The sequence below is a fragment of the Algoriphagus sp. genome (assembly GCF_046296635.1).
Taxonomy (GTDB): domain Bacteria; phylum Bacteroidota; class Bacteroidia; order Cytophagales; family Cyclobacteriaceae; genus Algoriphagus.
Genome location: NZ_JBKBKZ010000009.1, coordinates 1 through 26,507 on the forward strand (window position 1 = coordinate 1; position 26,507 = coordinate 26,507).

25 protein-coding genes are annotated in these 26,507 nt (G+C 41.5%); 18 read left to right on the forward strand and 7 right to left on the reverse strand.

Features of this window, described 5'->3' with window-relative positions; genetic code table 11:
- Positions 1-127: 127 nt before the first annotated feature.
- Entirely contained in the window at positions 128-1,489 is a 1,362-nt protein-coding gene (gene hisS, locus ACK4HU_RS08400) for a histidine--tRNA ligase (protein ID WP_409805456.1), read from the reverse strand.
- A 166-nt stretch (positions 1,490-1,655) separates the two neighbouring features.
- Here hisS and ACK4HU_RS08405 point away from each other — a divergent pair, with 166 nt between their 5' ends.
- Positions 1,656-1,799, forward strand: a complete 144-nt coding sequence (locus ACK4HU_RS08405; protein ID WP_409805459.1) for a hypothetical protein — start codon at positions 1,656-1,658, stop codon at positions 1,797-1,799.
- A gap of 80 nt (positions 1,800-1,879) precedes the next feature.
- Here the strand turns inward: ACK4HU_RS08405 and ACK4HU_RS08410 are convergent, their stop codons facing one another.
- Complete coding sequence (locus ACK4HU_RS08410) at positions 1,880-2,146, reverse strand: hypothetical protein (protein WP_409805461.1); 267 nt, start codon at positions 2,144-2,146, stop codon at positions 1,880-1,882.
- A gap of 245 nt (positions 2,147-2,391) precedes the next feature.
- Here ACK4HU_RS08410 and ACK4HU_RS08415 point away from each other — a divergent pair, with 245 nt between their 5' ends.
- From ACK4HU_RS08415 to ACK4HU_RS08435, 5 genes are all read left to right on the forward strand, one after another.
- Positions 2,392-3,798 (forward strand): ATP-binding protein, encoded by a 1,407-nt coding sequence (locus ACK4HU_RS08415; RefSeq protein WP_409805464.1) that lies wholly within the window; start codon positions 2,392-2,394, stop codon positions 3,796-3,798.
- The gene (locus ACK4HU_RS08420) at positions 3,798-5,456 is read left to right on the forward strand and encodes an FAD-dependent oxidoreductase (RefSeq protein ID WP_409805467.1); all 1,659 of its coding nucleotides are present in this window, start codon (positions 3,798-3,800) and stop codon (positions 5,454-5,456) included. Before ACK4HU_RS08415 ends, ACK4HU_RS08420 begins: the two co-directional genes overlap by 1 nt.
- Before the next feature lie 139 nt (positions 5,457-5,595).
- Positions 5,596-6,045: a MarR family winged helix-turn-helix transcriptional regulator gene (locus ACK4HU_RS08425; RefSeq protein ID WP_409805469.1), complete on the forward strand. Its 450-nt coding sequence runs from the start codon at positions 5,596-5,598 to the stop codon at positions 6,043-6,045.
- A 69-nt stretch (positions 6,046-6,114) separates the two neighbouring features.
- Positions 6,115-7,131, forward strand: a complete 1,017-nt coding sequence (locus ACK4HU_RS08430) for an NAD(P)/FAD-dependent oxidoreductase (protein ID WP_409805472.1) — start codon at positions 6,115-6,117, stop codon at positions 7,129-7,131.
- 17 nt (positions 7,132-7,148) lie between these two features.
- Positions 7,149-7,472: a 2Fe-2S iron-sulfur cluster-binding protein gene (locus ACK4HU_RS08435; RefSeq protein WP_409805475.1), complete on the forward strand. Its 324-nt coding sequence runs from the start codon at positions 7,149-7,151 to the stop codon at positions 7,470-7,472.
- A 117-nt stretch (positions 7,473-7,589) separates the two neighbouring features.
- Here ACK4HU_RS08435 and ACK4HU_RS08440 read toward each other — a convergent pair whose 3' ends face one another.
- Positions 7,590-8,159 (reverse strand): hypothetical protein, encoded by a 570-nt coding sequence (locus ACK4HU_RS08440; RefSeq protein WP_409805478.1) that lies wholly within the window; start codon positions 8,157-8,159, stop codon positions 7,590-7,592.
- A gap of 539 nt (positions 8,160-8,698) precedes the next feature.
- Between ACK4HU_RS08440 and ACK4HU_RS08445 the strand changes: the two genes are divergently transcribed.
- The 8 genes from ACK4HU_RS08445 to ACK4HU_RS08480 all read left to right on the forward strand — a co-directional run bounded on the left by ACK4HU_RS08445 (position 8,699) and on the right by ACK4HU_RS08480 (position 15,641).
- A complete protein-coding gene (locus tag ACK4HU_RS08445) occupies positions 8,699-9,145 on the forward strand; it encodes an SgcJ/EcaC family oxidoreductase (protein WP_409805481.1) in 447 nt (148 codons plus the stop codon).
- A 129-nt stretch (positions 9,146-9,274) separates the two neighbouring features.
- Positions 9,275-9,547: a DUF4242 domain-containing protein gene (locus ACK4HU_RS08450; protein ID WP_409805484.1), complete on the forward strand. Its 273-nt coding sequence runs from the start codon at positions 9,275-9,277 to the stop codon at positions 9,545-9,547.
- Positions 9,548-9,747: 200 nt separating this feature from the next.
- On the forward strand, positions 9,748-11,436 hold the full coding sequence (locus ACK4HU_RS08455) for an amidohydrolase (protein ID WP_409805485.1): 1,689 nt from the start codon (positions 9,748-9,750) through the stop codon (positions 11,434-11,436).
- 127 nt (positions 11,437-11,563) lie between these two features.
- Complete coding sequence (locus ACK4HU_RS08460; protein WP_409805488.1) at positions 11,564-11,959, forward strand: hypothetical protein; 396 nt, start codon at positions 11,564-11,566, stop codon at positions 11,957-11,959.
- A gap of 79 nt (positions 11,960-12,038) precedes the next feature.
- Positions 12,039-12,413, forward strand: a complete 375-nt coding sequence (locus ACK4HU_RS08465) for a hypothetical protein (RefSeq protein ID WP_409805491.1) — start codon at positions 12,039-12,041, stop codon at positions 12,411-12,413.
- A 69-nt stretch (positions 12,414-12,482) separates the two neighbouring features.
- Positions 12,483-13,235: a DUF2490 domain-containing protein gene (locus ACK4HU_RS08470; RefSeq protein WP_409805494.1), complete on the forward strand. Its 753-nt coding sequence runs from the start codon at positions 12,483-12,485 to the stop codon at positions 13,233-13,235.
- Positions 13,236-13,395: 160 nt separating this feature from the next.
- Positions 13,396-14,100, forward strand: coding sequence for an NUDIX hydrolase (locus tag ACK4HU_RS08475; protein ID WP_409805497.1), 705 nt, complete (start codon positions 13,396-13,398; stop codon positions 14,098-14,100).
- Between the two features lie 2 nt (positions 14,101-14,102).
- On the forward strand, positions 14,103-15,641 hold the full coding sequence (locus tag ACK4HU_RS08480) for a carboxylesterase/lipase family protein (protein WP_409805499.1): 1,539 nt from the start codon (positions 14,103-14,105) through the stop codon (positions 15,639-15,641).
- Positions 15,642-15,813: 172 nt separating this feature from the next.
- Here ACK4HU_RS08480 and scpA read toward each other — a convergent pair whose 3' ends face one another.
- On the reverse strand, positions 15,814-17,934 hold the full coding sequence (scpA, locus tag ACK4HU_RS08485; RefSeq protein WP_409805501.1) for a methylmalonyl-CoA mutase: 2,121 nt from the start codon (positions 17,932-17,934) through the stop codon (positions 15,814-15,816).
- The gene (locus ACK4HU_RS08490) at positions 17,931-19,325 is read right to left on the reverse strand and encodes a methylmalonyl-CoA mutase family protein (RefSeq protein WP_409805504.1); all 1,395 of its coding nucleotides are present in this window, start codon (positions 19,323-19,325) and stop codon (positions 17,931-17,933) included. The genes scpA and ACK4HU_RS08490 overlap by 4 nt, the downstream gene beginning before the upstream one ends.
- Positions 19,326-19,695: 370 nt before the next feature.
- Between ACK4HU_RS08490 and dnaA the strand changes: the two genes are divergently transcribed.
- A complete protein-coding gene (gene dnaA / locus ACK4HU_RS08495; RefSeq protein ID WP_409805507.1) occupies positions 19,696-21,111 on the forward strand; it encodes a chromosomal replication initiator protein DnaA in 1,416 nt (471 codons plus the stop codon).
- Between the two features lie 39 nt (positions 21,112-21,150).
- Here the strand turns inward: dnaA and ACK4HU_RS08500 are convergent, their stop codons facing one another.
- Positions 21,151-21,690, reverse strand: coding sequence for a hypothetical protein (locus tag ACK4HU_RS08500; RefSeq protein WP_409805510.1), 540 nt, complete (start codon positions 21,688-21,690; stop codon positions 21,151-21,153).
- Between the two features lie 169 nt (positions 21,691-21,859).
- On the opposite strand from ACK4HU_RS08500, the gene ACK4HU_RS08505 reads away from it, so the two are divergent.
- The 3 genes from ACK4HU_RS08505 to ACK4HU_RS08515 are packed head-to-tail and all read left to right on the forward strand — an operon-like array spanning position 21,860 to position 23,565.
- Positions 21,860-22,438 (forward strand): hypothetical protein, encoded by a 579-nt coding sequence (locus tag ACK4HU_RS08505; protein WP_409805513.1) that lies wholly within the window; start codon positions 21,860-21,862, stop codon positions 22,436-22,438.
- A 20-nt stretch (positions 22,439-22,458) separates the two neighbouring features.
- Complete coding sequence (locus tag ACK4HU_RS08510) at positions 22,459-23,121, forward strand: hypothetical protein (RefSeq protein ID WP_409805516.1); 663 nt, start codon at positions 22,459-22,461, stop codon at positions 23,119-23,121.
- 12 nt (positions 23,122-23,133) lie between these two features.
- A complete protein-coding gene (locus tag ACK4HU_RS08515) occupies positions 23,134-23,565 on the forward strand; it encodes a VOC family protein (protein ID WP_409805519.1) in 432 nt (143 codons plus the stop codon).
- A gap of 211 nt (positions 23,566-23,776) precedes the next feature.
- Here ACK4HU_RS08515 and ACK4HU_RS08520 read toward each other — a convergent pair whose 3' ends face one another.
- Positions 23,777-26,311: a phosphoenolpyruvate carboxylase gene (locus ACK4HU_RS08520; protein WP_409805522.1), complete on the reverse strand. Its 2,535-nt coding sequence runs from the start codon at positions 26,309-26,311 to the stop codon at positions 23,777-23,779.
- Positions 26,312-26,507 lie beyond the last annotated feature (196 nt).

The window sequence follows — 26,507 nt, forward strand, 5'->3', positions numbered from 1 at the left end:
ACTAACGGACACCGAGCGAAGTCGAGGTGAAACTAAATAGAATTTGGCTACTGGCAGAATTGCGTATATCCATATAAATTTTTGATGTAACATTTTTCTAATCAAGAAAGTCCATTCCTCGAGTCGATTAAGTAAGTTTTTGGACGGCTTCTGGGATCGTCAATTTAGTCTGTTCACCGGAATTCATATTCTTGACAGCAATCTGCTGCGAATTGATTTCTTCCTCGCCGCAAACACCCACAAAAGGAATCCCTTTCTTATTGGCAAAATCAAACTGCTTTTGGATCTTGGCCTGATTGGGAAAGATCTCGGTTTTAATTCCTGCATCACGAAATTGATTGAGCAACCCTAAGGCATACTGAAATCCCTGCTGATCAAAATACGTCAGCAGCAATCGAGTACTCGTGTGAGTTTCTTTCGGAAATAAATTCAATTCATCCATCACATCATAAAGGCGATCTACTCCGAATGAAAAACCGACCCCAGACACCCCTGAAAGCCCAAAAACTCCAGTTAGATTATCATATCGCCCTCCCCCACTGACCGATCCGATAGATACATGGTGAACTTTCACTTCAAAGATCGCACCTGTATAATAAGTAAGTCCTCTGGCCAACATGATATCGAAGTCAATGTGGTCTAGGTTCTCTCCCATTTGCTTAAGGATCTCAAATGTCTCTTCCAATTCCTTTACTCCCTTTAAACCCATTTCAGAATCCCTCAAGAAATGTTTCAAAAACTCAAACTTACCGTTCAGATCACTTTGCAATGCGACTAAAGGAGCGAGTTTTTCCAATGATTCATTTCCAAACCCCCGTTGGGTCAATTCTTCTTTCACCTTCTCCCAGCCGATCTTATCCAGCTTATCAATTGCTACACATAGCGGGCCTTCTTTTCCAGATTCTCCTATTGCCTCTGAAATTCCTGTAAGTATTTTTCGATTGTTGATTTTGATGCTATAATCCCTCAGTCCCAACTTCTCAAAAACACGTCGGATCATCAAGACGATTTCAGCTTCGCAAACCAAACTATCTGTCCCGACCACATCGGCATCGCATTGATAAAATTCTCTGTAGCGACCTTTCTGAGGACGATCTGCCCTCCACACCGGCTGGATTTGGAATCGCTTGAATGGAAAAGTCAACTCATTGCGATTCATCACGACATAGCGGGCAAATGGAACAGTGAGGTCGTAACGAAGGCCTTTTTCGGAGACTTTACTCAATACCGAACTTGAACCCTTTTCTAAATCAGAGGCATTCACATCTTTCAAAAAATCCCCACTATTTAACACTTTGAAAAGAAGTTGATCTCCCTCATCTCCATACTTCCCAGTTAGAGTGCTGAGGTTTTCCATCGCTGGAGTTTCGATCTGCTGGTAACCAAAAAGTTGAAAAGTATCCTTGATAGTGTCCAAAATAAAGGTTCTTCGGGCCATCTGCATGGGTCCAAAATCTCGGGTACCTTTTGGCAAACTCGGCTTTTGCATGAGTGATTTTTGGTGAATGAATGCCAAATTTATTTAAAAATCACCAAATGCCTGACTAATTCCCGCTAATACTCTGGAATAAAATAGGAAGTTTTGTAGGCAGTAATAAATTGTTTACTTACTTTTGCACCTCGTTTTGAACTCAAAAATTTAAACATATACGACCATGGCAGTAACCACATTAAAAAGAAAACTGAAAAGAAAAAGACAAGGTCAGACCGCTCGCGTGATCAAAATCAAGCAATTGTGCGCAAAGCCTGTGATCAGAAACGTAGACGTTGAGGCTTTGAAAGCTTCTTTCGCTAAGTAATCACTAGTCTCATAAAGATACTTGAGGCGACCCTTGGTCGCCTTTTTTGTTTATTCCAAAATTTAAAAAAGAGGAAATTCCTATTTGTTTCTTTCTTTTTGGAGTCGCTCAAATTCCTCCAGTAAGGCAATGAGCTTGATCCGCACATTTTTATCAGAAATATCCAGCCCCATAGCTGAAAACTGAGTGGTAATAAATTTCAAAGCGTTGTAAGGGGTCACTTGGACTTTTTTAAATGCTGCTTCTTCCGGTGTAAGGATATTGTTATACATGTCCATTAGGACATATCCACGGTCAGAAGTTCGCAAGACTTCGAGTGCCTTGTCGATGACAGAATTCCAATTCATTTGTGTTAAGGGTTGAATAAAGGGTGGGTTAAGCTTTAGGAAATTTTCCTCGCCAAAAATACAGAATTGAACCCATTCACTTAAAGATCAAACGCAAATCCTTCATTTAACTTTATTTTTTCCATTTCGTGGTAAAATTAAAGAGATACAATCCTTATTTTGGATAAACTTTTATCGCAAACCGATCAAAGCAGAAAGCACTAGGGCGCTGATAGGTGAATTTTTAATTTTAAAACGGACAAAAAATGGGTGTTTCACCAACTGTTGCCTTCCAGACTTTGCGAAGTATCCCAGAGTTCTCCAATGTCCCTGACGGGCAATTAAAATGGCTTTTTGAAAATTCAGAAATCAGATCTCTCCAAGAGGGGGAATTTCTATTTGAACCGAACCAACCCATCGAGTGGATCTATATATTCCTTGAGGGCTCTCTGGATTTATATTATTTTCAAGGAGGAAATAAAAGATCCCTTGCCCAATATCAAAAAGGAGGAATTCTAGGATACCTCCCCTATTCTCGAGCCCAGAAATCCATCGGGTATGGTGAAATCACCAGTCAGGCGAAAATTCTCAGCTATCCCAAATCAAAAATTCAGGAATTGATCCATCAAAACCCAGAATTAACCGAGGAATTCGTGCATTTCATGGTCTCACGTGTTCGCAGCTTCACCTCACAAAATCTACAAAACGAGAAGATGCTCGCACTTGGAAAACTTTCGGCTGGTTTGACACATGAACTAAACAACCCAATAGCTTCAATCAATCGGGATAACGCAGAGCTTCATCGGCTTTTTCAGTCTGAGAATATGAGCAACTTTTCTCTAATATGCTCAGGATTAGATGTTTCACAAAAGCATCAGTTGATTGAAGCTATCGAAAAGTGGAAAAAGTCCAACCGTCCCAAGGAGATGAAAGCTTTGGACATTCGTAGACTCGAAAAGGAATGGGTAGACAGACTTGAAAACTGGGGAATAGAAGATGCCGACGAAACCGCAGAAGTTTTTTGCGACTTTGGAATCAATCAGGAAGAAATCAGCCTGTGGGTAGAAAAAATCAAACCTGATGCGCTTCCTGTTTGGCTGGGATGGATCCAGTTTCTGCTTCAAAGTCAAGCATTGATTAACAATATCCTAACTGGAACTGAACGGATAGGAAAACTAATAGGAGCGGTAAAATCCTATACCCACATGGACCAAGCTCCCGAAAAAGGTGAAGTAGATTTGGTTCGTGGGATCGTAGATACTTTGGCAATTTTAGCTCATAAAATTAAGGATTCTAAAGTTAAAGTCTTGTTTGAAAAACCCGAAATGGAAGTATTCATTTGCGGATATGCCGGAGAACTCAACCAAATCTGGACAAACTTGATCGACAATAGTATTGATGCGATGGAAACTACATCCGATCCAACTCTTGAAATAAACCTGATTCCCGAAAAAAGCAAGGTTTGCGTTGAATTGATTGACAATGGAACAGGCATTCCAGATGAAATTAAATCGAAAATTTTTGATCCATTTTTCACCACCAAAGCCATCGGAAAGGGAACGGGAATGGGTTTGGATCTTGTTAATCAAATTGTCTTAAAACACGGTGGAACCATTCGGGTGGATTCAAAACCCGGCCGGACAATTTTCAAAATAGAATTACCAAAAGACTAATGCAAAATCCTGTAATCCTCATAGTGGACGATGATCCTCAGGTACTTCGCTCCATTAGCAGAGATCTGAAGTCCCGATACAGAAAAGACTACGAACTCCTGAGTACTTCGTCTGCCAAAGAAGCCTTGGAGTTGCTCACCGACCTCAAAAATCAGGGAACCGATCTCGCACTGATCGTCTCCGATCAACGGATGCCGGAGATGGAGGGAGTTGACTTTTTGGAAAAAGCAAAACCATTTTTCCCAAAAGCAAAAAAGGTGCTGTTGACCGCATATTCCGACACCAATGCTGCGATCAAAGCAATCAATCACATACAGTTGGATTACTACCTAAGTAAACCTTGGGATCCGCCTCAGGAAAAATTATTTCCTGTTTTGGATGAGCTTTTGGATGATTGGCAATTTGACTTCCGCCCTGAATTCAAAGGGATAAAAGTGGTCGGATTTCAGTTTTCACCTGTTTCACATGCGATAAAAGATTTTCTATCGGGCCACCTTGTGCCATATCAATGGATTGATTTTCCCAATCATCCCGAGAGCAAATTGCTGATGGAATCCAATAATTTCAACTCGGAGTGCCTGCCAATTGTCTTTTTTCCCGATGGAAAAATTATCCAAAAACCAACCTTGAGCCAACTGGCAGAGTCGATTGGACTCCAACAAGCAGTAAAGGAAGAAACCTATGATGTAGTCATCGTTGGAGCTGGACCGGCAGGCTTGGCTGCGGCAGTGTATGGCGGTTCGGAAGGATTGAAAACCTTGCTTATTGAGCGAAAGGCTCCGGGCGGACAGGCTGGAACAAGCTCAAGAATTGAAAACTACCTCGGCTTTCCGACGGGATTAAGTGGTGCTGAATTGACCCGTAGAGCTTTGGCACAAGCCAAGCGCTTCGGTACTGAGTTTATTTCTCCTGGAGAAGTAAAAGCTATTGGACAGCAGGGCACCTACAAAATCATCCACCTCGCTGACGGACAAAAAATCCCTACCAAAGCAGTTGTGCTTACCGCCGGGGTCGACTATAGAAAATTGGATCAACCAGGTTTGACTGAACTCAATGGCGCTGGAGTATATTATGGCGCAGCAAACACGGAAGCTGCAGCCTGCAAAGAAAAAGATGTATTTATCGTCGGAGGAGGGAACTCTGCCGGCCAAGCAGCGATGTATCTTTCCCAGTTTGCAAAATCTGTGACGATTCTAATTCGGAAAGATTCGTTGACATCCACTATGTCTTCCTATTTGATTGAACAGATTTCGCTAACTCCCACCATACAAGTTCTGGGAAATTCGGAAATTGTCAAGGCTTATGGAGATTCCAATTTAGAAGGACTTGACATTAGAGACTTGAGTAAAAATGAGATTAAGAATTTCCATGCTGATGCTCTGTATATATTTATCGGTGCCAAGCCGATGACAGAATGGCTTGATGAAGGGATTGTCTTGGATGAAAAGGGATTTATCGTAACGGGAAGAAATCTTTTGGGGCTTACTGAATTCAAAAAATCATGGAAAAAAGACCGAGAACCACTACTTCTGGAAACGTCCATTCCTGGTATTTTTGCGGCAGGAGATGTACGATCAGGAGCTATGAATCGAGTAGCATCTGCGGTTGGTGAAGGTGCCATGGCAATCAGTTTTGTTCACAAGTTTCTTGCGGAATAGCAAAATCCTGTTTCCGGATTTTCTCTTTACTCACGAATTTTTTTTTAACAAATACTATTTTTCTACATACCCTATAATATTTGTAGAGTATAAAATCAGAATAAATATTATTTATATATTTGTCATACTAACTATTGGTATGACACAGGAACTATTTGCAAAGTATTCTTTCCTCCTCGATCGCACGGCGCGAAAGGTAAAGCAATACGCGCAGCATCAGTTTAAGACAGGCGAATTCGACGTCACTGTAGATCAATGGCTAGTCTTGAAAAACCTTTCCGAAAACGAACTGTTAAGCCAAACGGAATTGGCCAATCTTGTTTTCAAGGACCACCCCACGCTCACACGAATCATTGACTTGCTTTGCAAAAAAGGTTATGTGGACCGAGTGCCACATCCTCAGGACAGAAGAAGTTTTCAACTTCATTTGACAGAAACGGGTCTGGCAAAAGTAAGTGAACTCAAACCGAAAATCCTGGAAATCCGGGAAAAGGCATGGGAAAACCTGACATCAAGAGATTTTGAAGAGTTTAAGCGCATTCTGGATACTATTTACCAGAATTTAGACAGTCAAAATTTAGAAGAATAAAAGTATTTAGCATACTAATTATATTTGTACGAACATTTTGGAATTTACATGGGTTAAAACCCAAAAACCATGAACACAAACACAATCCACACTGACCTTTGCATCATCGGTGCCGGCCCTGTAGGGCTGTTTGCTGTTTTCGAAGCAGGATTGCTTAAGATGCGTTGCCATCTGATCGATGCCCTTCCTCAAGTAGGAGGTCAGCTGTCGGAGATTTATCCTCAAAAACCGATCTATGATATCCCTGGATATCCTGAGGTGAAAGCGCAGGATTTGGTCGACAACTTGATGGAGCAGGCGAAACCATTCCAACCAACTTTCACCCTTGGTGAGCGTGTTGATCATTTGGATAAGCAAGCCGATGGAAGTTTTATTGTCACTACAAGTGATAAAACCCATGTCCATGCACAGGTAATTATCATTGCAGGCGGCTTGGGTTGCTTTGAGCCAAGAAAGCCGGTTTTGACTAATCTGGAAAAGTTTGAAGGTAAAGGAATCACCTACATGGTGAAAAATCCGGAAACTTTCCGAGACAAAAATGTAGTAATTGCAGGTGGTGGAGATTCAGCATTGGATTGGTCCATTTACTTGGCCAAAGTTGCCAAACGAGTAACCCTTGTTCACAGAAATGAAACTTTCCGTGGTGCACCGGATTCCGCGGCAAAGGTTTTTGACTTGGCAAACCGAGGCAAAATCGATTTGATCCTTTCTGCAAACTTGAAAGAAGTAACCGGAGACGAAAAACTTGAAAAGGTAATCCTTGAAGATAAATACAAGCAGGATATGGTTTTGGAGGCTGACTATCTTATCCCACTGTTTGGGTTGAGTCCAAAGCTTGGCCCGATCGCAGATTGGGGATTGAGCATCGACAAAAATGCTATTGAGGTAGACACACGTGATTACTCCACCGGAGTGGAGCGGATTTATGCTATCGGAGATATCAATACCTATCCAGGCAAATTGAAGCTGATCCTTTGTGGATTCCACGAGGCAGCAATTATGATGCATTCAGCTTTCAAATACGTGTATCCAGATCAGAAATTGAGCTTCAAATACACCACCGTCAACGGAGTAAACGCATTCTAATCACCCCAACCCCAGCCATGATCAAATTTACTGTAGAAGACCAAGACGGCAATCGCCAAGAAATCGAAGCCCCCGATGACATGGGTTTCAGCCTGATGGAAATCCTGAAGGCATCTGAATACCCCGTTTTGGCGACTTGTGGAGGAATGGCCCTTTGCGCTACCTGCCATGTTGAAATTTTGGAAGGTAAAGACGCACTTGGTCACGCGACTGACATAGAATTGGATCAGCTGGAAAACCTACCGGAATACTTTCCTACTTCCCGACTTGCCTGCCAAATCCGCATCGGAGATATTCTCGATGGTGCAGTGGTAAGGTTGAGAGGGGAAGATGTGGTTTAAAACAGTATCAAGTAGCTAGACATTAGTATCAAGATTTTAGAGGCAAGAGGCAAGAAGCGAGAGACAAGAGACAAGACTGAAAGAAACCACTTGGAGACAGGTGGTTTTTTCTTTGTCTTATTGGTAAGCTAAAAAAGGACCCGCATAGTTAAACAAATAGGTTATTTCAGTTTCAACATATTCTTCGGAAAAAAAGTCATACAGCTGTTGGTCAGTCACCATCCGAATGGATTTATCGCCTGGAAAATATTCTAAACTTTTTACTTCAAATTGATTAAGAAATCTTTTTGGGTTATTCGAAATACTTTCTTCGTCACCGAAATATTTCAATTCCACCTCGCCATTTTCTTTGAGCGCTACAATCCTCCGTGAGAATCCACATCCCCTAATAATTTCCACCTCTTTTGTAATTTCATCTACGCGATCCCAAAACATGAACGTGTCAAAATCCATGATAGGGGTTTGCCTATTCAGACGCCATTCTATAGAAAATTCTCCATTACCACACCATGTAAAATTAGCTACGTGCTCGGTGCTTTGCTCACCTGAATTCGTAAAATCTACAGGAATAGCTGTAGAAATAGATTCTGCAACATATACACCATAAGGTCCATCAGGTTTTTCTTCTTCCTTACACCCAAACAAGAAAATAAGGCTAAAAACATAAAGGATCGTAATTTTTCTCATAGTTAAATGTAAATATTAATTTGATTAATTTTTCTATATGTATATCCGCAATTCTGCCAGTAGCTAAATTTTATTAAGTTTCACCTCGACTTCGCTCGGTGTCCGTTAGTTTTGCTTTTAGGGGAGGGGAGGTATATGCGGCTGCGCCGCATATACCTCCCCTCCCTTTAATAACCTGAAATCCGGTGGCCGAGCAGCTTGTCCGCCGTGGCGGGAAGTCGAGGCCATTTTGATCTACTGGCAAAGAGGTAGATAGATTTTTTTATTTCGCTAGGTGAAACTTACCTATTCATTTTTTGAATGATTAAAAACGACCTCTTATCAACTTTTCAACTAGTAAATTCTAAGAAAACCGCCTAATTAACAGTATTTGCGCTGCTTAACCAGCCTAATTTACATTAATTGGGCTGGTCAAATACTTTTTTTGCCATTCGGCTCCCGTTTACTTGTCATTTTTAGCACATGGAAACCGATAAAAACGACACCCAAAACATCCACTGATTTTTCATTAACTTTCTTCCCTCTCAATTTATAAAAAAATGAAAACCCTACTCCTCTTCCTGTTTTTCATCCCCAATCTGGTTTTCTCTCAAATCACAACAGAACAAAAAGAAGATGCAGTCAAAATCCACCAATTGATCGACCAATATTCTCAAGCAAGGGAAACACAGGATACCGTTTTACTTAAAAGTATTTTGACAGAAGACATCGATCAATTGGTATCAAGTGGAGAATGGAGAAATGGAATAACTGAGTCTCTAAAAGGAATGCAAAACAGCACCCAAAGCAATCCTGGAAGTCGAATCCTTAAAATAGATAAAATTAAATTTCTGGCTGACGAAATTGCGTTAGTAGATTGCCGATATACCATTAAAACCCCCGATGGAAATGAGCGGAAAATGTGGAGTAGTTTTATGGTAATTAGCCACAATGGTAAATGGAAAATCACAGCGATTCGAAACATGAATCCAACTGTAGGATATTAAATAAGTCAATTCTTAACCTTCTGATTTTTAAATATTTTCATTTAGTTTTATATAAGTTCACTTCGGAATTCAACAATTAAATCAAAAAACCGAAAGACGATTGAATAAGCAGCGTTATCATTTCCCAAAATGCCGAAGTATGTAATCGAGCGAGAAATTCCCGGAGCGGGAAAACTCAGCACTGAACAATTGAAAGGAATTTCGCAGACTTCCTGCGGAGTGCTAAGTAATATGGGACCTCAGATTCAATGGCTTCAAAGCTATGTCACTGGGGATAAAATTTACTGCGTTTACATTGCTCCAAATGAAGAGATGGTCAGAGAACATGCCCGGCAAGGAGGTTTTCCATCCAATTCCGTAGCAGAAGTCAAAACCATTATTGACCCAACTACGGCGGAATAATCATTTGCAGAAGTAAAGAAGAGGCTGTCTCAAAAGGCTTCTCGGTGTCAGCCTGAGCACCTGACCAACGAGAGTTGGGCAGTACGAAGGCCATTTCCAGTAAATTAGGCTACATTTCGACTACGCTCAATGTGACAATCGGTACTTATGAGACAGCCTCTTCGTTTTTCGATCAATCCTTACATAACCAATTTAATGAAATGAGAAGGCTTCTCCTTTTTTCACTGATCTCGCTTTTTCTCTTGAATTGCAAACCTACTTCCGAACCGCCTACTTTAATTCTAACGAATGGTAAAATCTGGACTGGAGAAGGCGCTGACACCTTTGTGGAAGCTATGGCTATCACCGGAAATAAAATAACCCAGCTAGGCTCTTCGGAATCAATTCTAGCTTTAGGCAGCACAGAAACAGAAATCATCGATCTACAAGGAAAACTCGTCACTGCAGGATTCAACGATGCTCACATTCATTTTCTTGGTGGATCATTGGGTTTGACCCACGTAGATTTATTGGCCACATCTTCATTGGAGCAGGTCCTTTCAATAACTCAGGAATTCAATAAAAACAATCCTGAAAAAGAATGGATTACCGGTCGAGGTTGGCAATACACCTACTTTGAATCTGGTATGCCTGATCATCAAACCATGAAGGCTCTTGACATTGATAAGCCGGTATTCCTTCGTGCTTACGATGGCCATAGTGCCTATGCCAATCCGAAAGCCATGGAAATGGCTGGAATATCATCAGCAACAGTTTTCGAGGGTTTCGGAGATGTGGTAAAAGATTCCAATGGAAATCCTACTGGAGCCCTCAAAGAAGGAGCTATGGGATTAGTGGGAAATCTTGTCCCTGCACCAACTTATGAAGACAAGATTCAGGCGCTCCGACAAGGAATGGAACTTGCCGCCTCCCTTGGAATCACCAGCATGCAGAATGCCAGTGGATCTGAGGAAGAGTTAAATCTTTATCTAGACTTGCTGAAAAAAGAAGAACTGACCGTCCGTTATGCTGCTTCTTTTTCCGTAGGAGAAAAAACTTCCCTAGACCAACTTGCTCGCTTCAATTTTTTAAAGGATAGCATAGGCACCGAAAACTCTTGGATCCGGGCTGACGCCATCAAATTCATGATCGACGGAGTCATAGAATCTCACACAGCGGCCATGCTGGAGCATTATTCCGATCTGCTTTCAGATGACGAATTAGCACTTGGTATGCTGAATATCACCGAGGAAAAATACAAGACTTTAGTAAAACATCTCGACGCAATGGGTATTCGACTTTACACTCACGCTATCGGTGACCGAGGAGTACGGGAGGTGTTTATAGCCTATGAAAAAGCAATTGAAGAAAATCCACCTCGCGAGAGAAGACATCGAATCGAACACATCGAAACCATATCGCCCGATGACATTTCACGATTTGCAAAGTCCGGGATCCTGGCGAGTATGGAACCCATTCATGCTGATCCTGGCACAGTGGGAGTTTGGGTAAAAGCAATCGGAGAAGAACGTTTGCCTTGGTCTTTTGCCTGGAAGTCGATTCTGGAAAGTGGCGCTCAATTGGTTTTCAGTTCTGATTGGCCCGCCTGCATCAGTCTCGATCCAATTCGTGGGATTCACGTCGCTGTCAACCGTCGTGATCCTTCAGGTTTTCCTGAGAATGGATGGATTCCTGCCGAAAAAATCAGCATTTACGAAGCGATGAAGGCCTACACTTCAATGGGAGCCTATTCGAGTTTTGAGGAAAACAGAAAAGGACTTATCAAAGTCGGTCACCTTGCAGACTTGATTGTCTTTTCTCAGGATTTGTTCACAATAAATCCTATGGACATCCATACCACCAAAGTCGAAATGACAATTGTGGATGGAAATGTAATCTTTGAAAAATAAGTGCTTCGTTTAAAAAATACCCAGAACTGGGTATTTTACTGATCTGAATAATATTCAACTTTAAGTAAGAATCTTAGAAAATCCAGACATACCCTCAACCAATAGTAGAACCAAAACTCAATAAAACATGCCAGTTGAACCTTTAAAAGAAACCCCATTGATTTCCGGACAAATCGAAATCCTAGATTATAATGTAAATTTTAATATTATGGCTGAAAGAGATCAAACCGGAAAACACCTACCCAAGATTGTTCACCAAATAATCCTAAATGGACGGAATCTCAATGGACACGAATTCACGACTGTAGATATTCGGTTTCGTGAATCAAAAGACATTGTAACTAATCCTGCTGGTTCGACAGAAAAAGTAATCATGGATATTCCAAAAACCGATTTTGAATCCTTTGATTGGCTTTTGAAAAAAACAATCGACTCCCAGAATTCTGATCGAAAAACTCTCCTAATGGAATATTATTCGACTCAAAATTATAATGAGTACCATGTAACTTTTTTCATGGGCTAAAGGATATCCAAAAAATGTCGAGAATCTTTTGTAGCTATTGGATTCCTCTTTTCGTTCATGAGTAAAAATCAAACTACCTATGAAAAATCTACTTTGGATAATCGGATTGCTTCTTTTCGCAAGCTTCAGCTGTGAGGATACCTCAGAAAAAACTTATAAACTGGGAGAATTGGAGGAACTGGGCAAAGAAATTCAGGCCCTTTCAGAATCTGTGACCTGCACGAATTCTTCCGAATGGAGATTTACTCCAATGGGAAGTAAAGCCTGCGGAGGTCCAATTAAGTATATCGCTTATCATCAGAGTATTGAGCAGAAATTTCTGGATTTGGTCACCCAATACACCAAACTTCAGGCTGAATACAATCAAAAAAACAATGTCATCTCAGATTGTATGCTGGTAGCTTCCCCAAAGTCAGTGACCTGTGAAGGTGGGAAGGCAATTCTGGTGAATTAAAAAATATATATCCATATATTCCCTATAGGAATTGTAGGATTTTATATTTTTGCGGTCTAGCATACCGCCATGAATCAATCTGTCTTCTTTTACCTTGGAATTCTAATCGCTTTTTTGGGATTTAACCAAGCGACTTTTAGTCAAACCACCTCTCAAAAAGCAGTGTGGTACGGGTATTTTTTTACAGTTCCGATTGATTCAAACTGGTACACAGTAACCGAAATTCAAGAAAGACATCAGGTTGATCCTTTCAGCCAAAATCAATTTCTTGTAAGAGGCAGACTTCATCGGTCATTGGGAGAATCTTGGGATTCTTCTACTGGCATGAGTTTATTCTTACACCATCGAATTGCCAGATTGGACAATGAAGATTTTGAATGGCCCGAACGTCGCCCTCATCTAGATGCGACTTTCAAAACCAAGATTTTTAAAGTCCCCATTGAACAGCGAATCCGAACAGAAGCCAGGTTTTACAAAAACTTGGATTTAGAAACTGGACTGCCGGATGAAGGATATTTTTTTCGGGCATTCCGATATCGATATCGCATTCAGGCCACGATTTCTATAGCTGAATTTTCAAATGGGAAATCACTTAGGTTAAAATTCGCTGACGAGATCATGGGGATGTCAGCAGGAGAAGTTGGTGCGTTGAGATTTGATCAAAACAGAATCAGTGGGGATTTGAATTTTTATCTTTCTCGGGATTTAATTCTAGAAGTTGGATATCTCTATTGGCATCAAAAAAGAGAATCAGGCGCTTTTTTGGATCAGCATATTCTTCGGACCGTTGTAAGGCATAGGCTTGATTTTTCTAAAAAGTAAAGAGCCGAATATTCGACCTTTTGGTTAACAAAATGGAGTTAAGTTTAAATCTGCTATTGGTATTTCTTATTGATCTTTTTGATCCATTGTATCAAACTGAGACAATTATAATTGCTTGATCCAAAAATTCCTAGTTACTTAGATTAGAATTAAATCCATTATGCCTTTACCTGATTTCTCAGCATATATCCCTCACATCGCATTTGATTCTGTAGTCTTTGGATTTTCCAAAGGAAAATTGAAGATCCTTCTCATGGAATACCATGCTACAGGCTGGTTTGCTCTTCCGGGAGGATTTGTGGAGCGCAATGAAAATTTGGAAGATGCAGTAAAGCGAGGACTATTAGAAAGAACAGGTCTCCAAGATGTCTATTTGGAACAATTTCACACGTTTGGATCATTAGATCGCTTCCAGCCAGAGGTGATGAAGACGATTTTTGAGGCCAACAATCATTCTATTGAATGGGGTCATTGGCTATTGGACCGGTTTCTTTCTATCGGCTATTACGCACTTATAGATCATGAAAAAGTCACCTTGCAGCCAGATGCCATCTCGGATTCTATCGCTTGGTATGATATAGAACATTTGCCGGAACTGATTTTTGATCACAGCACAATTGTTGAAAAAGCACTTCAAACTCTTCGGGAAAATCTAGATCGAAAACTAATTGGGGGAAATCTCCTACCCGATCGCTTTACCATGAATGAGCTTCAAGCTGTGTATGAAGCGATTTTGGGAGAAAAACTCCGTAGAACCAGCTTTCAGCGAAAAATGCTCAGCATGGATATTTTGGACCGTCATGAAAAATTATTCACAGGCAAAAGTCATAAAGCTCCCTATCTCTACAGCTTCAAAACTCAATAACCGTGAAAATTACACTCTTTACACAGATTTTAGCGATGAGCTTTCTGTTTTTCTCCTGCGGAAAAACAGAAAAGTCTTCACTTATTTCAATTGAATCAGTAGCTGTTGAAGGTGGATTGATTTCCGGAAAAACGGATTCAACTGGGCAAGTGAAAATCTTTAAAGGGATTCCTTTTGCAGCACCGCCACTAGGAGATCTTCGTTGGAAAGGACCTGAGCCAGTTCAACCTTGGGATGGCATCAAAACCTGCACAGAAAACCCAGCTTCTCCGATGCAAAAACCACCAGTTCCTTTCTTTGCCTGGTCCGAAGAGTTTTTGATTCCCAAAGAACCTATTTCAGAGGATTGCTTGTATCTAAACGTTTGGACAGCTGCGGACAAAGCTGATGAAAAACGGCCAGTAATGGTCTGGATTTATGGAGGAGGATTCGGGTCAGGAGGCAGTACAGTACCACTTTACGATGGAGAAGACTTAGCCAAAAAAGGAATTGTCGTAGTCAATATTAATTACCGTGTTGGAATTTTAGGCTTTTTGGCTCATCCAGAACTTAGCTCCGAAAACCCTGATCAAACATCCGGGAACTATGGTATTTTGGACCAGATTGCAGCATTGGAATGGGTAAAAAAGAACATTGCAGCATTCGGCGGAGATCCTGATAATGTTACCATAGCCGGTCAATCCGCCGGCGCTTTCAGTGTAAATGCCCTGGTGGTTTCCCCAAAGGCAAAAGGACTTTTCCACAAAGCTATCGCCCAAAGCGGAGGAATATTTACAAGAAATAATGGATTGGTTACTGGGATTAGAGGGGCAGAGGAAAGGGGAAAAGAACTTACAGATCAAATGAACTTATCACTTGCGGATCTAAGAAAAATCTCGCCGGACAGCCTCATTAAAATCCCTGGAAGATATGGCCCTGTGTTCGATGGAAAGGTTCTTCCAAGTGTGAGACAAGCATTTGAGGAAGGTAAATTCTCCGATGTTCCTCTTCTGACAGGTTGGAATGCCGATGATCGAGTTTCGGGCAATCAAGCATCCTCACCGGAAGAATTTAAAGCAAATGCCGAAAAACAATATGGAGGCCGGGCTGGAGAATACTTGCAATTATTCCCTGCTGGAAATGAAGTTGAACTCCAAGAGACTTTGAAAACAATAGGCCTACTTGGTTTCGGTTTCCAAAATTACACCTGGGCAAGGATGCAATCTAAGAAAGGACAGAAAGACGCCTTTTTATATTATTTCACTCGAATTCCTCCAGGCGAACCCAATTATGGAGCATTCCATTCCGCTGAATTTAGCTATGCACTTCATACCCTTCGCAACTGGAACAGGCCATTTGAACAGGAGGATTTTGATTTGGAAAAAATCATGTCAGCCTATTGGGTAAACTTCGTAAAAACAGGAAATCCAAACGGCGAAGGACTTCCTGAATGGCCGATTTTTGATCCGGAAAATCCACTCGTCATCGAATTAGGTGCAGAGATTAAGACAAGAGCCTTACCATTTTGGGAGCAAATGAAGTTTATGGAAAGTATTAATTAAACTTAATTAAAAGTGAAAAATATGTATATAAGGAATCCTGCCAGTAAGCGAATTTCCATTGGTCAAGGGGTCGGAAGACCGAAGACCGAAGTATCCAAAATCAATCGTTCCTCAGAATTTTTACCAGTAAATTTCAATCTACTGGCAAAGTAGCGTATTTGAAAATAACTAACTACTCCTTCATCAACTTCTGCAAAACTTCTATTGCCGCCTCTGAAAGCACTGTTCCCGGCCCAAAAACAGCCGAAACACCCGCATCAAATAGAAAATCATAATCCTTCTGAGGAATCACCCCACCGGCTACTACCATGATGTCAGGACGTCCCAGTTCTTTCAATGCTTCAATCAACTGAGGGACCAAAGTCTTATGGCCAGCAGCCAAAGACGAAGCTCCGACGATATGAACATCATTTTCGACAGCCTGCTCGGCTACTTCCTGAGGAGTCTGAAAAAGTGGCCCGATATCCACATCAAAACCCAAATCCGCAAAACCGGTAGCAATGACTTTTGCACCACGGTCATGTCCATCTTGCCCCATTTTTGCTACCAAGATCCGAGGACGACGACCCTCAACCTCCGCAAAGCGGTCTGATAATTCCTGTGCTTTTTTGAAAGAGTCCTGATTTTTCACTTCTGCTGCATATACTCCTGAGATCGCTTGGGTTTGGGCTTTGTGTCGACCAAATACTTTTTCCATCGCATCGGAGATTTCCCCTAAAGTAGCCCTTTTTTGCGCTGCTTCTACTGCCAAGGCCAGCAAATTACCTTCTCCCGATTTGGCAGCATTCGTGATTGCCTCCAGACTTTTTTCCACCTCAGCTGGATTTCTTTTGGACTTCACTGCTTTCAACCGTTCGATTTGAGAATCTCGAACAGCCTGATTGTCCACATCACGAACTTCAATTTCACTTTTTTCATCGACCTGATAGCGATTTACACCGACGATGATATCTCGTCCGCTATCAATTCTTGCTTGTTTTTTAGCCGCCGCTTCTTCGATTCTAAGTTTTGGAAGGCCGGTCTCGATTGCCTTAGCCATGCCTCCTAATTCCTCCACTTCCTCGATTAAACTCCAGGCTCGCTGCACCAACTGATCCGTCAAATACTCCACATAATATGAACCGCCCCATGGATCCACCACTTTTGTAATTCCTGTTTCCTCCTGCAGTACCAATTGCGTGTTTCTGGCGATTCTTGCAGAAAAATCGGTTGGCAAGGCAATCGCCTCATCCAGTGAATTGGTGTGGAGTGACTGTGTATGTCCCATCACTGCGGCCAGCGCTTCAATGGCTGTACGAGTGACATTATTGAAGGGATCCTGCTCGGTCAGCGACCAACCCGAAGTCTGACAATGCGTTCGCAAGGCAAGGGATTTGGGATCCTTGGGATTAAACTGCTTTACAATCTTCGCCCAAAGCAATCGACCTGCCCGCATTTTGGCGATTTCCATGAAGTAATTCATTCCTATGGCCCAGAAGAAAGAAAGCCTTGGAGCAAAATCATCAATATCCAGCCCTGCTTTGATTCCAGTTCTAAGGTATTCCAGCCCATCGGCGAGTGTGTACGCCAATTCCAAATCCGCTGTCGCTCCTGCTTCCTGCATGTGGTAGCCTGAGATGGAAATGGAGTTGAACTTGGGCATTTTTTGCGAAGCGAATTCAAAAATATCCGCAATCAGCTTCATGCTCGGCTGAGGTGGATAGATGTAGGTATTTCGCACCATAAACTCCTTCAAAATGTCATTCTGAATCGTACCAGAAAGCTGTTCGGGCTTCACTCCCTGCTCTGCGGCTGCTACGATGAAAAATGCCAAAATTGGAATCACCGCCCCATTCATGGTCATGGATACAGACATCTGATCCAATGGAATCTGATCAAAAAGGATCTTCATATCCTCCACCGTGTCAATGGCGACTCCGGCTTTACCCACGTCTCCCTGAACTCGTGGATGATCTGAATCATAGCCCCGATGCGTCGCTAAATCAAAAGCAACAGAAAGTCCTTTTTGTCCTCCGGCTAGGTTTTTTCTGTAAAAAGCATTGGATTCTTCTGCGGTAGAAAATCCGGCATATTGTCGGATCGTCCAAGCCCGCTGTACATACATCGTACTGTAAGGCCCACGGAGAAATGGTGGAATTCCGGCAGCAAAGCCCATATGGGGTAAATTTTCGAAATTCTCAGAATCAAACCGGTCAGGAATCGAAATCTGCTCCGGGGATTCCCAAACAGTTTGCTTTCCTTCTGCTACAGAGTCAGCTTGCCCTATTTTCCAATTTTTAAAGTCGGGTCTCATGCAATTGTCTGGTTTTGAAGTTCGACCAAATAAGAAGCTCGACTTGGCTTCAATTCATTTCCATTTTCAGTAATCGGGAGAAACTCAAGATCGTTTTTCAATTTTTGCGAAGCTGGAAATTTGTTGACTCCGATTTTGCCAACTTTTCCGGAGAGAACTTGATTTTGCTGAATTACTCGACTTTGCTTTACTTTTTGCTGGATTTCACCTAATTCAAATGAAGCCTTCCATCCACCTTTCTCTTCCAAAGTTTGAAGTCCAGCTCTCGTTTTTTTCATGATTTGAGAAATCAAAAAATCCAAATAAAATGAGCCGGCAGCAGGGTCAAGTACTTTGTCGAGATAAGATTCATGAATTAAAATCGAAGAAACGTTTCTGGCGACCCGAAGCTCAAGTTCTGATGCATTTTGATTTTGTAGTGGCACTACCCAAATTCCATTTGCACCACCCAATACCGCTGCCATGGCTTCGTAAGTTTGCCTAATCAGATTGGTGTGGGCATCCAATGTGGTTTTGGACCATTCTGATGTTTTGGCGAAAATAAAGGGCTCTGGGGGATTAAGCTCAAGGTCATATTGGCGTGCAAGGTCTACAGCAAATAGTCGAATTGCTTTCAATTTGGCCATTTCAGGAAAATGCAAATCTCCAATTGCAGTATATAACCCACTTTTCTCGAATAGCACTTTCGGGTCAATTTCGGATTGGGCGATTAATTCCACCACTTCTCCAAAACCAAAAATCAATTCGTCCAAACCCGTTGCCCCTGATTCGGAGTAGCGGCTAAAATTGAAATGAAAGGCCTTGAAGTTTGGTGACTTTGGGCAGATGGACAGTATGTCTTTCAAAACTGAAATCATTTCACCCCAACTTTTCCCATCATCAAAAAGAAAGTCTATTGGAGACCAAAGCAAACCACCAGTGAGGATGTTTTCATCAGCTCCATTTTCTTTTGCCCAAGCCAAAAAAGACTTCAAAGCTGTTAAGGGATCTCCTGTTGGCTTGATCAAAAGAGAAATGTATTCGGGCAAAACTCCCTTCAGCAATTCCTCAAGAGTTTCATTTCCCTGCAAATGGAGAATGAGGCCAGTCGCACCATTTTCCAAAGCATTCAATACTTGTTTATTGGTAGTATATGGATAAACCGCCACTAGATTTGCCCAGTTTCTGGAAGGAAGACCAGTGACCTCCGGCGCACTTTCAAAAGTGTTTTCCGGAAATTTTCGGATATCGAAAAGATCTTCTTTGGTGTAAAAAGGCTGAATTTCAATTTCATCCCAAAGCAAAGAATTTAAGCTTTGGTCAAAATCTTTTCCTTTTAAGTCTCGAATAGCTTGACTTCTCCAAGCCTCTTTACTTGTTGATGGGAAGTCTTCAAAAAGATCTCTTATCATAATTGGGTTTATTAAATCCTGTATTTGGATTAAGTCAAAAATAAGGAATGACAGGGGAATTGTCAGTTAGAAATGTAATTCAAAAGCTTTTCTAAACCCGAAAATCCTAACAGTCTAACATTCAATACATAATGTTAAAAACTGGGGATTCACTTTATAGCCATTGAAAATTTTTATCAAATTATTTTTTATAAAAGAAACAATTTGGAATGATATTTTCTGCCAAACATTATTCTGAAGCTTGCAAAAATTCTCTAAAAATTGACTTTTTCAAGCCTTATTTGATTTTTTATTTAAGTTAATTTTCCACAAATTTGACCCCCTTGCAATCGTCAGGGAATCCAGGATTACAATCTGAAAATTTTTCTAAATGAGTTTGGAAGCTAGCGCCGTATGGAATGAGTGTTTGCGTGTTATTGAACAACACGTCAACGAGCAGAGCTTTTCGACCTGGTTTAAACCAATCCATCCTATTAAACTGGAGGGTTCTAGCCTCACAATTCAGGTTCCAAGCCAATTTTTCTACGAATGGTTGGAGGATAACTATGTGCAGGTGCTCAAACTTGCCATCAAAAATACTTTAGGTCAAAATGGTCGCTTGGACTATGCCGTAGTCGTAGACAAAGGCAATTCAAACAATCAGCCTTATGTAGTGTCTTTTCCTCAAGGAAATGCTCCTGGTAAGAAGCCTTTCGAACAGGCTGAAGTGAAGACTCCCTTTCAGATGCAATCGCTAAATGCAGACATGCTGACGCAAAGCAACCTGAATCCGACCTACTCATTCAGCACTTATATCGAAGGAGATTGTAACCGTCTAGCCAGATCAGCTGGATTTGCAGTAGCTACCAAACCCGGAATCACCTCTTTTAACCCACTTATGGTCTATGGAGGAGTTGGTTTAGGAAAAACTCACTTGGTTCAGGCCATCGGAAATGAAATCAAAAACGGTCCCGAGGATAAGTTTGTACTTTATGTCTCTTCAGAAAAATTCGTGAATCAATTCATGGACTCCATCAAAGATGGTAACGTGAAAAGCTTCACCAATTTCTACATGCAAGTGGATGTGCTAATTATCGATGATATTCAATTTTTAGCCGGAAAAGACAGGACACAGGAAATGTTTTTCCATATTTTCAATCACCTGCATCAGAATAAGAAGCAAATCATCATGACTTCGGATTGTCCTCCTAGGGATCTGAAGGGCTTGGAAGAACGCCTGCTTTCTAGATTTAAATGGGGTTTGACCGCAGATTTGCAAATGCCGGACTTCGAAACCCGTGTTGCAATTATTCGTCGCAAGATGGAATCCGAGGGGATCATTATCCCCGATGACGTGGTGGAATATTTGGCTTATTCCGTGGATACCAACGTTCGTGAATTGGAAGGTATCCTGATTTCCTTGATTGCCCATGCGTCGCTCAATCGGGTCGAAATCAGCCTTGAACTTGCGAAAACGGTCATAAAAAACTTCATCAAAGACATAGAAACTGAAGTTGGTATTGATTTTATCCAAAAGGCAGTTTCAGAATACTTCGGGATTCAGCTGGAAGATCTTAAGGCCAAAACCCGTAAGAAAGAAATAGTAATCGCCAGACAAGTTGCGATGTATTTTTCCAAAGAGTTTACCAATCACTCGCTCAAGTCCATCGGATACCACTTTGGGGGCCGGGATCACAGTACGGTAATTCATGCCGTTCAGACTGTGAACGACATGATCGAAACCGACTCGGGCTTCAAACATTCTGTTGGAGAGCTAAAGAAGAAGTTCAAGATGAGATCCTATTAATCTCTGGATTTCTCACCAAAAACTAAGTCCGTCACGAACTTAGTCCCTCCCGCTTCCCTTAAACTGATCCTCTTTGTAGGCAAAAAGCACATTGAAAGTCGTCAATGAACCATAGCATCTCGTGATGTATTGCTGCAAGTTGACCCGATCTTCGTCGTCCAACTTTGGATGGTTATTGATATTTTGCTCAAGTACTCGAAGCTTTTCACGCACCATGACGATTTTATGAAAGAACGTTTCGACTGGGATTTCCTTTGTCTGAAGATTTTTGTCAGAAGGCTCGATTACTAATGTACCTCCCATCCACTTTCCACCCAAAGGAATCAATGGTGCCCGTTCTGAAGTAGCAATCAACGCTTCCCGAATCGCTCTTTCCACATCTTTCATGCTGAGCATAGGAAAGTCAGGTGCTTTAGCTTCCACCACACTAAATCCTTCATAATCCCTTGCCAAAGTTTTGACTTCCTCCGAGGAGGAAAAATAAATTTTGTAATAAGTCTCATCTACAGAGACGATGACTCCAGTTCCAAATTTCGGATGGCCAATTTTGCTTCCTACTCCAAGATCGCTTGCTGACATAGTTTGTTAAAAAAAGGTTGATTTACTGCCAAAATAAAGAGAAAGTACGAAATCTATCCTGCCTAGAATTAAACTTTAAACAGAAAACAAGAAAGTCTGTAACTTTTTCGAAAATCGCACATTACTTAACCGAGGATTTTCCACTCAATTCCACTCGACTTTGTAAAAAATGAAAAAAATCATTCCTCAACTAATTTCCGTTTTTCTAGGCTTCACCTTTTGGGGTGCCGGAATGGTCAAACTTTACGCAGGACACAGATTTATCGGATGGATTGGTCCGCCTTGGCTCGTCGAGCGTTTGGCAGAATACGAATTAGGGCTTTTTGCAGAATTTATTGCCATTTGCCAGATCACAATTGGTTTCATGCTACTTACCACACGGTTCAAGCTCATAGGAAGCATCATGTTGTTGCCAATGATTTTGAATATCCTCATGGTAACTGTTTCGCAAAACTGGGCAGGAACGCCCTATGTACTAGCCATTCTTTTGTTGATGAATCTATACTTGCTTTGGCAGTATCGAGACTATTTCCAACCCTTGATCGATGAAACTTTTCCCATAAATTCATTGAGAACGAAATCAGAAAGAACGTGGATTGGCCATGGGATTTGGCTTACTGGCCTGATTATTAATCTATTATCTATCCCGGTATCCCATTCGCAACTTTATCTGGCTTTTTCTCTGGTGGGAATAGGTCTTTTATTAAGTCTCTTGGCATTTAGGCTGGATCGTTATTATCTTAGCTAACAATATTTTGTTACTTCAGAATGACTGAAACATTTTTCAAAATCCTTCTATTTCTCCACATATCAGGAGGTTCAATTGGGCTTATGTGTGGGATATTGGTTTTCATCTTAAGAAAAGGGGATCGAAGGCATCACACCTTAGGAAAGGTGTTCATTTTCGGGATGATGTTGGCCGGGTTTACATCGTTAGCGATGGCCATACTTCACCCAAACACCTTTCTGTTTTTGGTGGGAATTTTTACAATCTACTTGGTTGGAACTGGGGCAAGAATTATTTCCACCAAGAGCACCTTGTCCAATCACCCGATCGACCGAATGCTTCAAATTGGCATGCTTCTCTCGGGGTCTATCCTGATCTATCTAGGTGCTAAGGGTTTAATTGAGGGGAATTATTTCGGAATTGTCTATGTCGTATTCGCTTCTATAGGACTCGTGATGGCAATTCAGGATATTCGGACAGCTTCCAAAACTCCATCCGACAATAAAGCTTATATCCGAAAGCACTTGCAGCGCCTAGGGGGTGGATTTATTGCTTCCGCTACCGCTTTTTTGGTAGTAAATCTTACAGCGCTTCCAGAATGGTTTCCGGTTTGGTTGCTCTGGATTCTTCCTACCATTTTGATTACTCCATTGATCGTCTTTTGGTCAAAAAAGTATAAACCAGCCAAATTAATTTCAACCTAATCTCAACGCACTATGGACATCTATCCTTATCTCAACTTTGACGGCAAAGCCGAAGAAGCCATGACCTTTTATCAATCTGTTCTCGGAGGTGAATTCGAAGGCGGAATCAGCTATTTCGGCGAGGCCCCTGGAATGGACCTACCCGAAGATGAGAAAAACAGAGTCATGCATATCAGCCTCAAAATCGCTGAAGGCCTAAAAATTATGGCCAGTGACACCAGCCCAAGCATGGGGCAAATTTGGATCAAAGGAAACCATAATTATGTCTCGATTAACGCAGATTCAAAGAAACAAGGAGAGCAAATATTCAATCAACTTTCTGAAGGTGGATCGGTGGAAATGGATTACCAAAAAACCTTCTGGGGAGCCTATTTTGGCAGTTTCGAAGACAAATTCGGCATCGGTTGGATGGTGAATTATGATTTGAAGACTGGAGAAGAGTAGTATCAAGTATCAAGACTTAAGTATCAAGATTGGAGACTGAAGACCGGTGTTAAGTATTATTTATCAAGATGTTAGTATCAAGAGCGAAGACTAGAAACAAGAGACAAGAGACACTTCAGTCTCCGGTCTTCCGTCTTCGGTCTTCGGTCTTCCAGCTGATTTAAATAATAAAATCGTTCAGTGGGGAAATAGCATTTAATCATTTCTAATCCTACGCCGCATTTCGAGCTGCGTTGATGATGCCAAACATTGTTCTAAGGATGAGCTTGTCGAGAATTTCTGTGGATCCTTCATTTTCAAGGATAGTTTGAATCGCATACTGCTGGATCGTGATCAATGGTAAAACGATTCGCTCCCGGATTTCAATTGACCTTTTGGTCACCAGATTATCCTCCATGAGCTCCTCCATGTCCGCTATTTTCTTTAGTTCTTGAACCGAACATTCGAATTCAGAAAACAGCATTTGCCAAAACTCGCTATACTCAGGATTGTCTTTTAAATAGGCTGTGGCTGGATAAAAGCACTTTTTGAGTGACTGCATGGAATTACTGAGGAGAGTTCTGAAGAAAAGACTGTCTTGGTAAAGTTTCTTTAGCTCTTCTAACCCACCTTCCTTCTCCACGGCATTGATTGCGGTTCCTACACCATAAAATCCCGGAATATTTTGCTTCATCTGAGCCCAAGATCCTACAAAAGGAATTGCCCGGAGATCTTCAAATTGAAGTCCACCATCTTTTCCTCTTTTCAAAGGTCTGGAACCAATATTAGTCATCCCGAAAAATTTCAATGGAGCAACATGCTCTAAATAAGGGACGAACTTCGGATGATTTTTTAGATCCTTGTATTTTTCGTAGCCGATATTGGCCAATTTTTCAATGAGCGCTCGCTGTGATTCATTTAGACTTTTTTCGAAGTCAGGATACAAATGGCTTTCCACCCCGGCGCTCAACAATTGCTCAAAATTATAAATACAGGAAGCCTGCTTTCCATAATTGGATGAGATCGTCTGACCCTGAATCGTCACTTGGATTTCAGAATTTTCCACTTTCTCGCCTAGCGAGGCATAGAAGTTATGAAGATTACCTCCTCCTCTGGCTACCGGGCCACCTCTACCATCGAAGAATACGACACTGATCTCATTGGCTCTGGAGGCCTGAGTCAGTTCTTCCTTTGCAATGAGAATTGACCAGTTGGCTTTAAGATATCCTCCGTCTTTGGTGCCATCCGAGAAGCCAAGCATGATGTTTTGTTTGTTGCCCCGACTTTCCAAATGCTTTCTATACTCGGGCATTTGATATAATTGGGTCATGATTTGGGGAGCCATCTTCAGATCATCGACGGTTTCAAAAAGCGGAACGATGTCTAATGGCAGTTCGCCGTCTTTTTTTCCTAGGGTCAATTTGGCCATCTGATACACTTCTATCATATGAAGTACAGATTGGCAATTGGAGATAATATAGCGGTGTAGCCCATCTTCTCCATTGGTTGCTTGTACGGAATTGACAGTCGCCATTGACTGCAGCATTTCTTTATGAAATGGCTCTTTGTATTGATCCAAGACCGGAAGTTCCTTGGTCTTCATGACCTTTTCAATCAGTTCTTCTTCAGTGCCGCTAAATTCTTTTCCCTGAAGGCTGAAAACCTCCTCCCAGAGCCCGTCATGTTTTCTGCTGTCCTGCCTCAAATCCATGTAGGCAAAGTGAAAACCAAATATTCGCACCTTAAGAATAAACTGATCCAAAAGATCTAAAAATAAGCCATCATGATGGATGATCAGTGCTTCTCTTGCTTCAAATAGTATCGCTAGGAGATCTTCTTTGGATGAGAAAATTTCTTTGTTTTCAAAAAGGCTGAAGTAAATTCCTCGTTCCGCTTTGACTATATGTTCCTCTACATGATTGAAAGTCAATCGCTTTCGAAGCTTACGTAGATCACGATAATAGCAACGCATCAACCATTTCTTCAATCTATCGGCCACTTGAAGGGTAGTCTCGTGCGTGACAAAAGGATTACCATCACGATCTCCTCCCGGCCAGAATCCTACTTTCAGAATCGCAGGATTTTCCCAAGTATGGAGTGGCTGTCCAAGGCCTTTGAGCAGGCGAATGATGATGTCCGGAATGCTGTGATAAAAGACATTTTCAAGGTACCAGATCAGACTGATTGCTTCACCGAATGGCGTCGGCTTTTCCCGATTAATAAATCCTGTTTTACCCAATTGCTGCAAGAGCAAATTGATGCTTTCCAGATCATCGGTACGAATAGCATGCTCCAAGTCAGTGATAATACCCAACACATTACCGGGATAAAACTGCGTGGGGTGAGCCGTGAGTGTCAGTCTGACAGAGAAGTTTTTAAGCTTTTCGATCAGTTCTTCTTTTTTCCGGTCGGTTTCTACGCGGCTGATTAGGGCTTTAATGGAGCCTTTTCCGGAGATGTCGTTGATCTTTTCGTAGGCTGCATCCTCGATGGAGTCAAACAAAACAACCTGCCGCTCCACATATTGGATCATTTGAAAAAGAAAATCAGTTTTCTTTTTTTCATTTTCGCCCGGCAGCATCTCCTCAAAGAATCCATTGATTATCTCCCGCGGGGATTTTCCGGCAGCAAAACCTCGCTCACATGCTTTTCCCAAAAAAGGAAGCAGAGTTCCGGTGACATAGATGTCATCAAAAGGCAAGTCTAAAAAGAGACTGTTGTAAATCGTAAATCGCTTGGCGACTTGGGTATCATAAACTTGAAACATCCAGGGTCAGATTTGATAGGTATGGCAAATTAATAATTTTTCTTTTTTTTTGAACCAAAAATGAAAATTCAACAAGTTTTCGAATCTTTTATTTTCTTTTTTACAGTTTTTATTCCGCTTTTTGATGAAAAAAGAAAAGAGTGGAAGTTAAAATTATTTGTATTTCCTCAATTCCATTAAGATTCACCTCGACTTC

Coding starts and splice junctions, on each gene's coding strand:
- scpA (WP_409805501.1), bottom strand. CDS start 17,934: ATGAGACCCGACTTTAAAAATTGGAAAATAGGGCAAGCTGACTCTGTA.
- ACK4HU_RS08475 (WP_409805497.1), top strand. CDS start 13,396: ATGCCTTTACCTGATTTCTCAGCATATATCCCTCACATCGCATTTGAT.
- ACK4HU_RS08515 (WP_409805519.1), top strand. CDS start 23,134: ATGGACATCTATCCTTATCTCAACTTTGACGGCAAAGCCGAAGAAGCC.
- ACK4HU_RS08500 (WP_409805510.1), bottom strand. CDS start 21,690: ATGTCAGCAAGCGATCTTGGAGTAGGAAGCAAAATTGGCCATCCGAAA.
- ACK4HU_RS08445 (WP_409805481.1), top strand. CDS start 8,699: ATGAAAACCCTACTCCTCTTCCTGTTTTTCATCCCCAATCTGGTTTTC.
- ACK4HU_RS08490 (WP_409805504.1), bottom strand. CDS start 19,325: ATGATAAGAGATCTTTTTGAAGACTTCCCATCAACAAGTAAAGAGGCT.
- ACK4HU_RS08520 (WP_409805522.1), bottom strand. CDS start 26,311: ATGTTTCAAGTTTATGATACCCAAGTCGCCAAGCGATTTACGATTTAC.
- hisS (WP_409805456.1), bottom strand. CDS start 1,489: ATGCAAAAGCCGAGTTTGCCAAAAGGTACCCGAGATTTTGGACCCATG.
- ACK4HU_RS08410 (WP_409805461.1), bottom strand. CDS start 2,146: ATGAATTGGAATTCTGTCATCGACAAGGCACTCGAAGTCTTGCGAACT.
- ACK4HU_RS08415 (WP_409805464.1), top strand. CDS start 2,392: ATGGGTGTTTCACCAACTGTTGCCTTCCAGACTTTGCGAAGTATCCCA.
- ACK4HU_RS08440 (WP_409805478.1), bottom strand. CDS start 8,159: ATGAGAAAAATTACGATCCTTTATGTTTTTAGCCTTATTTTCTTGTTT.
- ACK4HU_RS08425 (WP_409805469.1), top strand. CDS start 5,596: ATGACACAGGAACTATTTGCAAAGTATTCTTTCCTCCTCGATCGCACG.
- ACK4HU_RS08455 (WP_409805485.1), top strand. CDS start 9,748: ATGAGAAGGCTTCTCCTTTTTTCACTGATCTCGCTTTTTCTCTTGAAT.
- ACK4HU_RS08470 (WP_409805494.1), top strand. CDS start 12,483: ATGAATCAATCTGTCTTCTTTTACCTTGGAATTCTAATCGCTTTTTTG.
- dnaA (WP_409805507.1), top strand. CDS start 19,696: ATGAGTTTGGAAGCTAGCGCCGTATGGAATGAGTGTTTGCGTGTTATT.
- ACK4HU_RS08405 (WP_409805459.1), top strand. CDS start 1,656: ATGGCAGTAACCACATTAAAAAGAAAACTGAAAAGAAAAAGACAAGGT.
- ACK4HU_RS08450 (WP_409805484.1), top strand. CDS start 9,275: ATGCCGAAGTATGTAATCGAGCGAGAAATTCCCGGAGCGGGAAAACTC.
- ACK4HU_RS08435 (WP_409805475.1), top strand. CDS start 7,149: ATGATCAAATTTACTGTAGAAGACCAAGACGGCAATCGCCAAGAAATC.
- ACK4HU_RS08510 (WP_409805516.1), top strand. CDS start 22,459: ATGACTGAAACATTTTTCAAAATCCTTCTATTTCTCCACATATCAGGA.
- ACK4HU_RS08430 (WP_409805472.1), top strand. CDS start 6,115: ATGAACACAAACACAATCCACACTGACCTTTGCATCATCGGTGCCGGC.
- ACK4HU_RS08505 (WP_409805513.1), top strand. CDS start 21,860: ATGAAAAAAATCATTCCTCAACTAATTTCCGTTTTTCTAGGCTTCACC.
- ACK4HU_RS08465 (WP_409805491.1), top strand. CDS start 12,039: ATGAAAAATCTACTTTGGATAATCGGATTGCTTCTTTTCGCAAGCTTC.
- ACK4HU_RS08420 (WP_409805467.1), top strand. CDS start 3,798: ATGCAAAATCCTGTAATCCTCATAGTGGACGATGATCCTCAGGTACTT.
- ACK4HU_RS08460 (WP_409805488.1), top strand. CDS start 11,564: ATGCCAGTTGAACCTTTAAAAGAAACCCCATTGATTTCCGGACAAATC.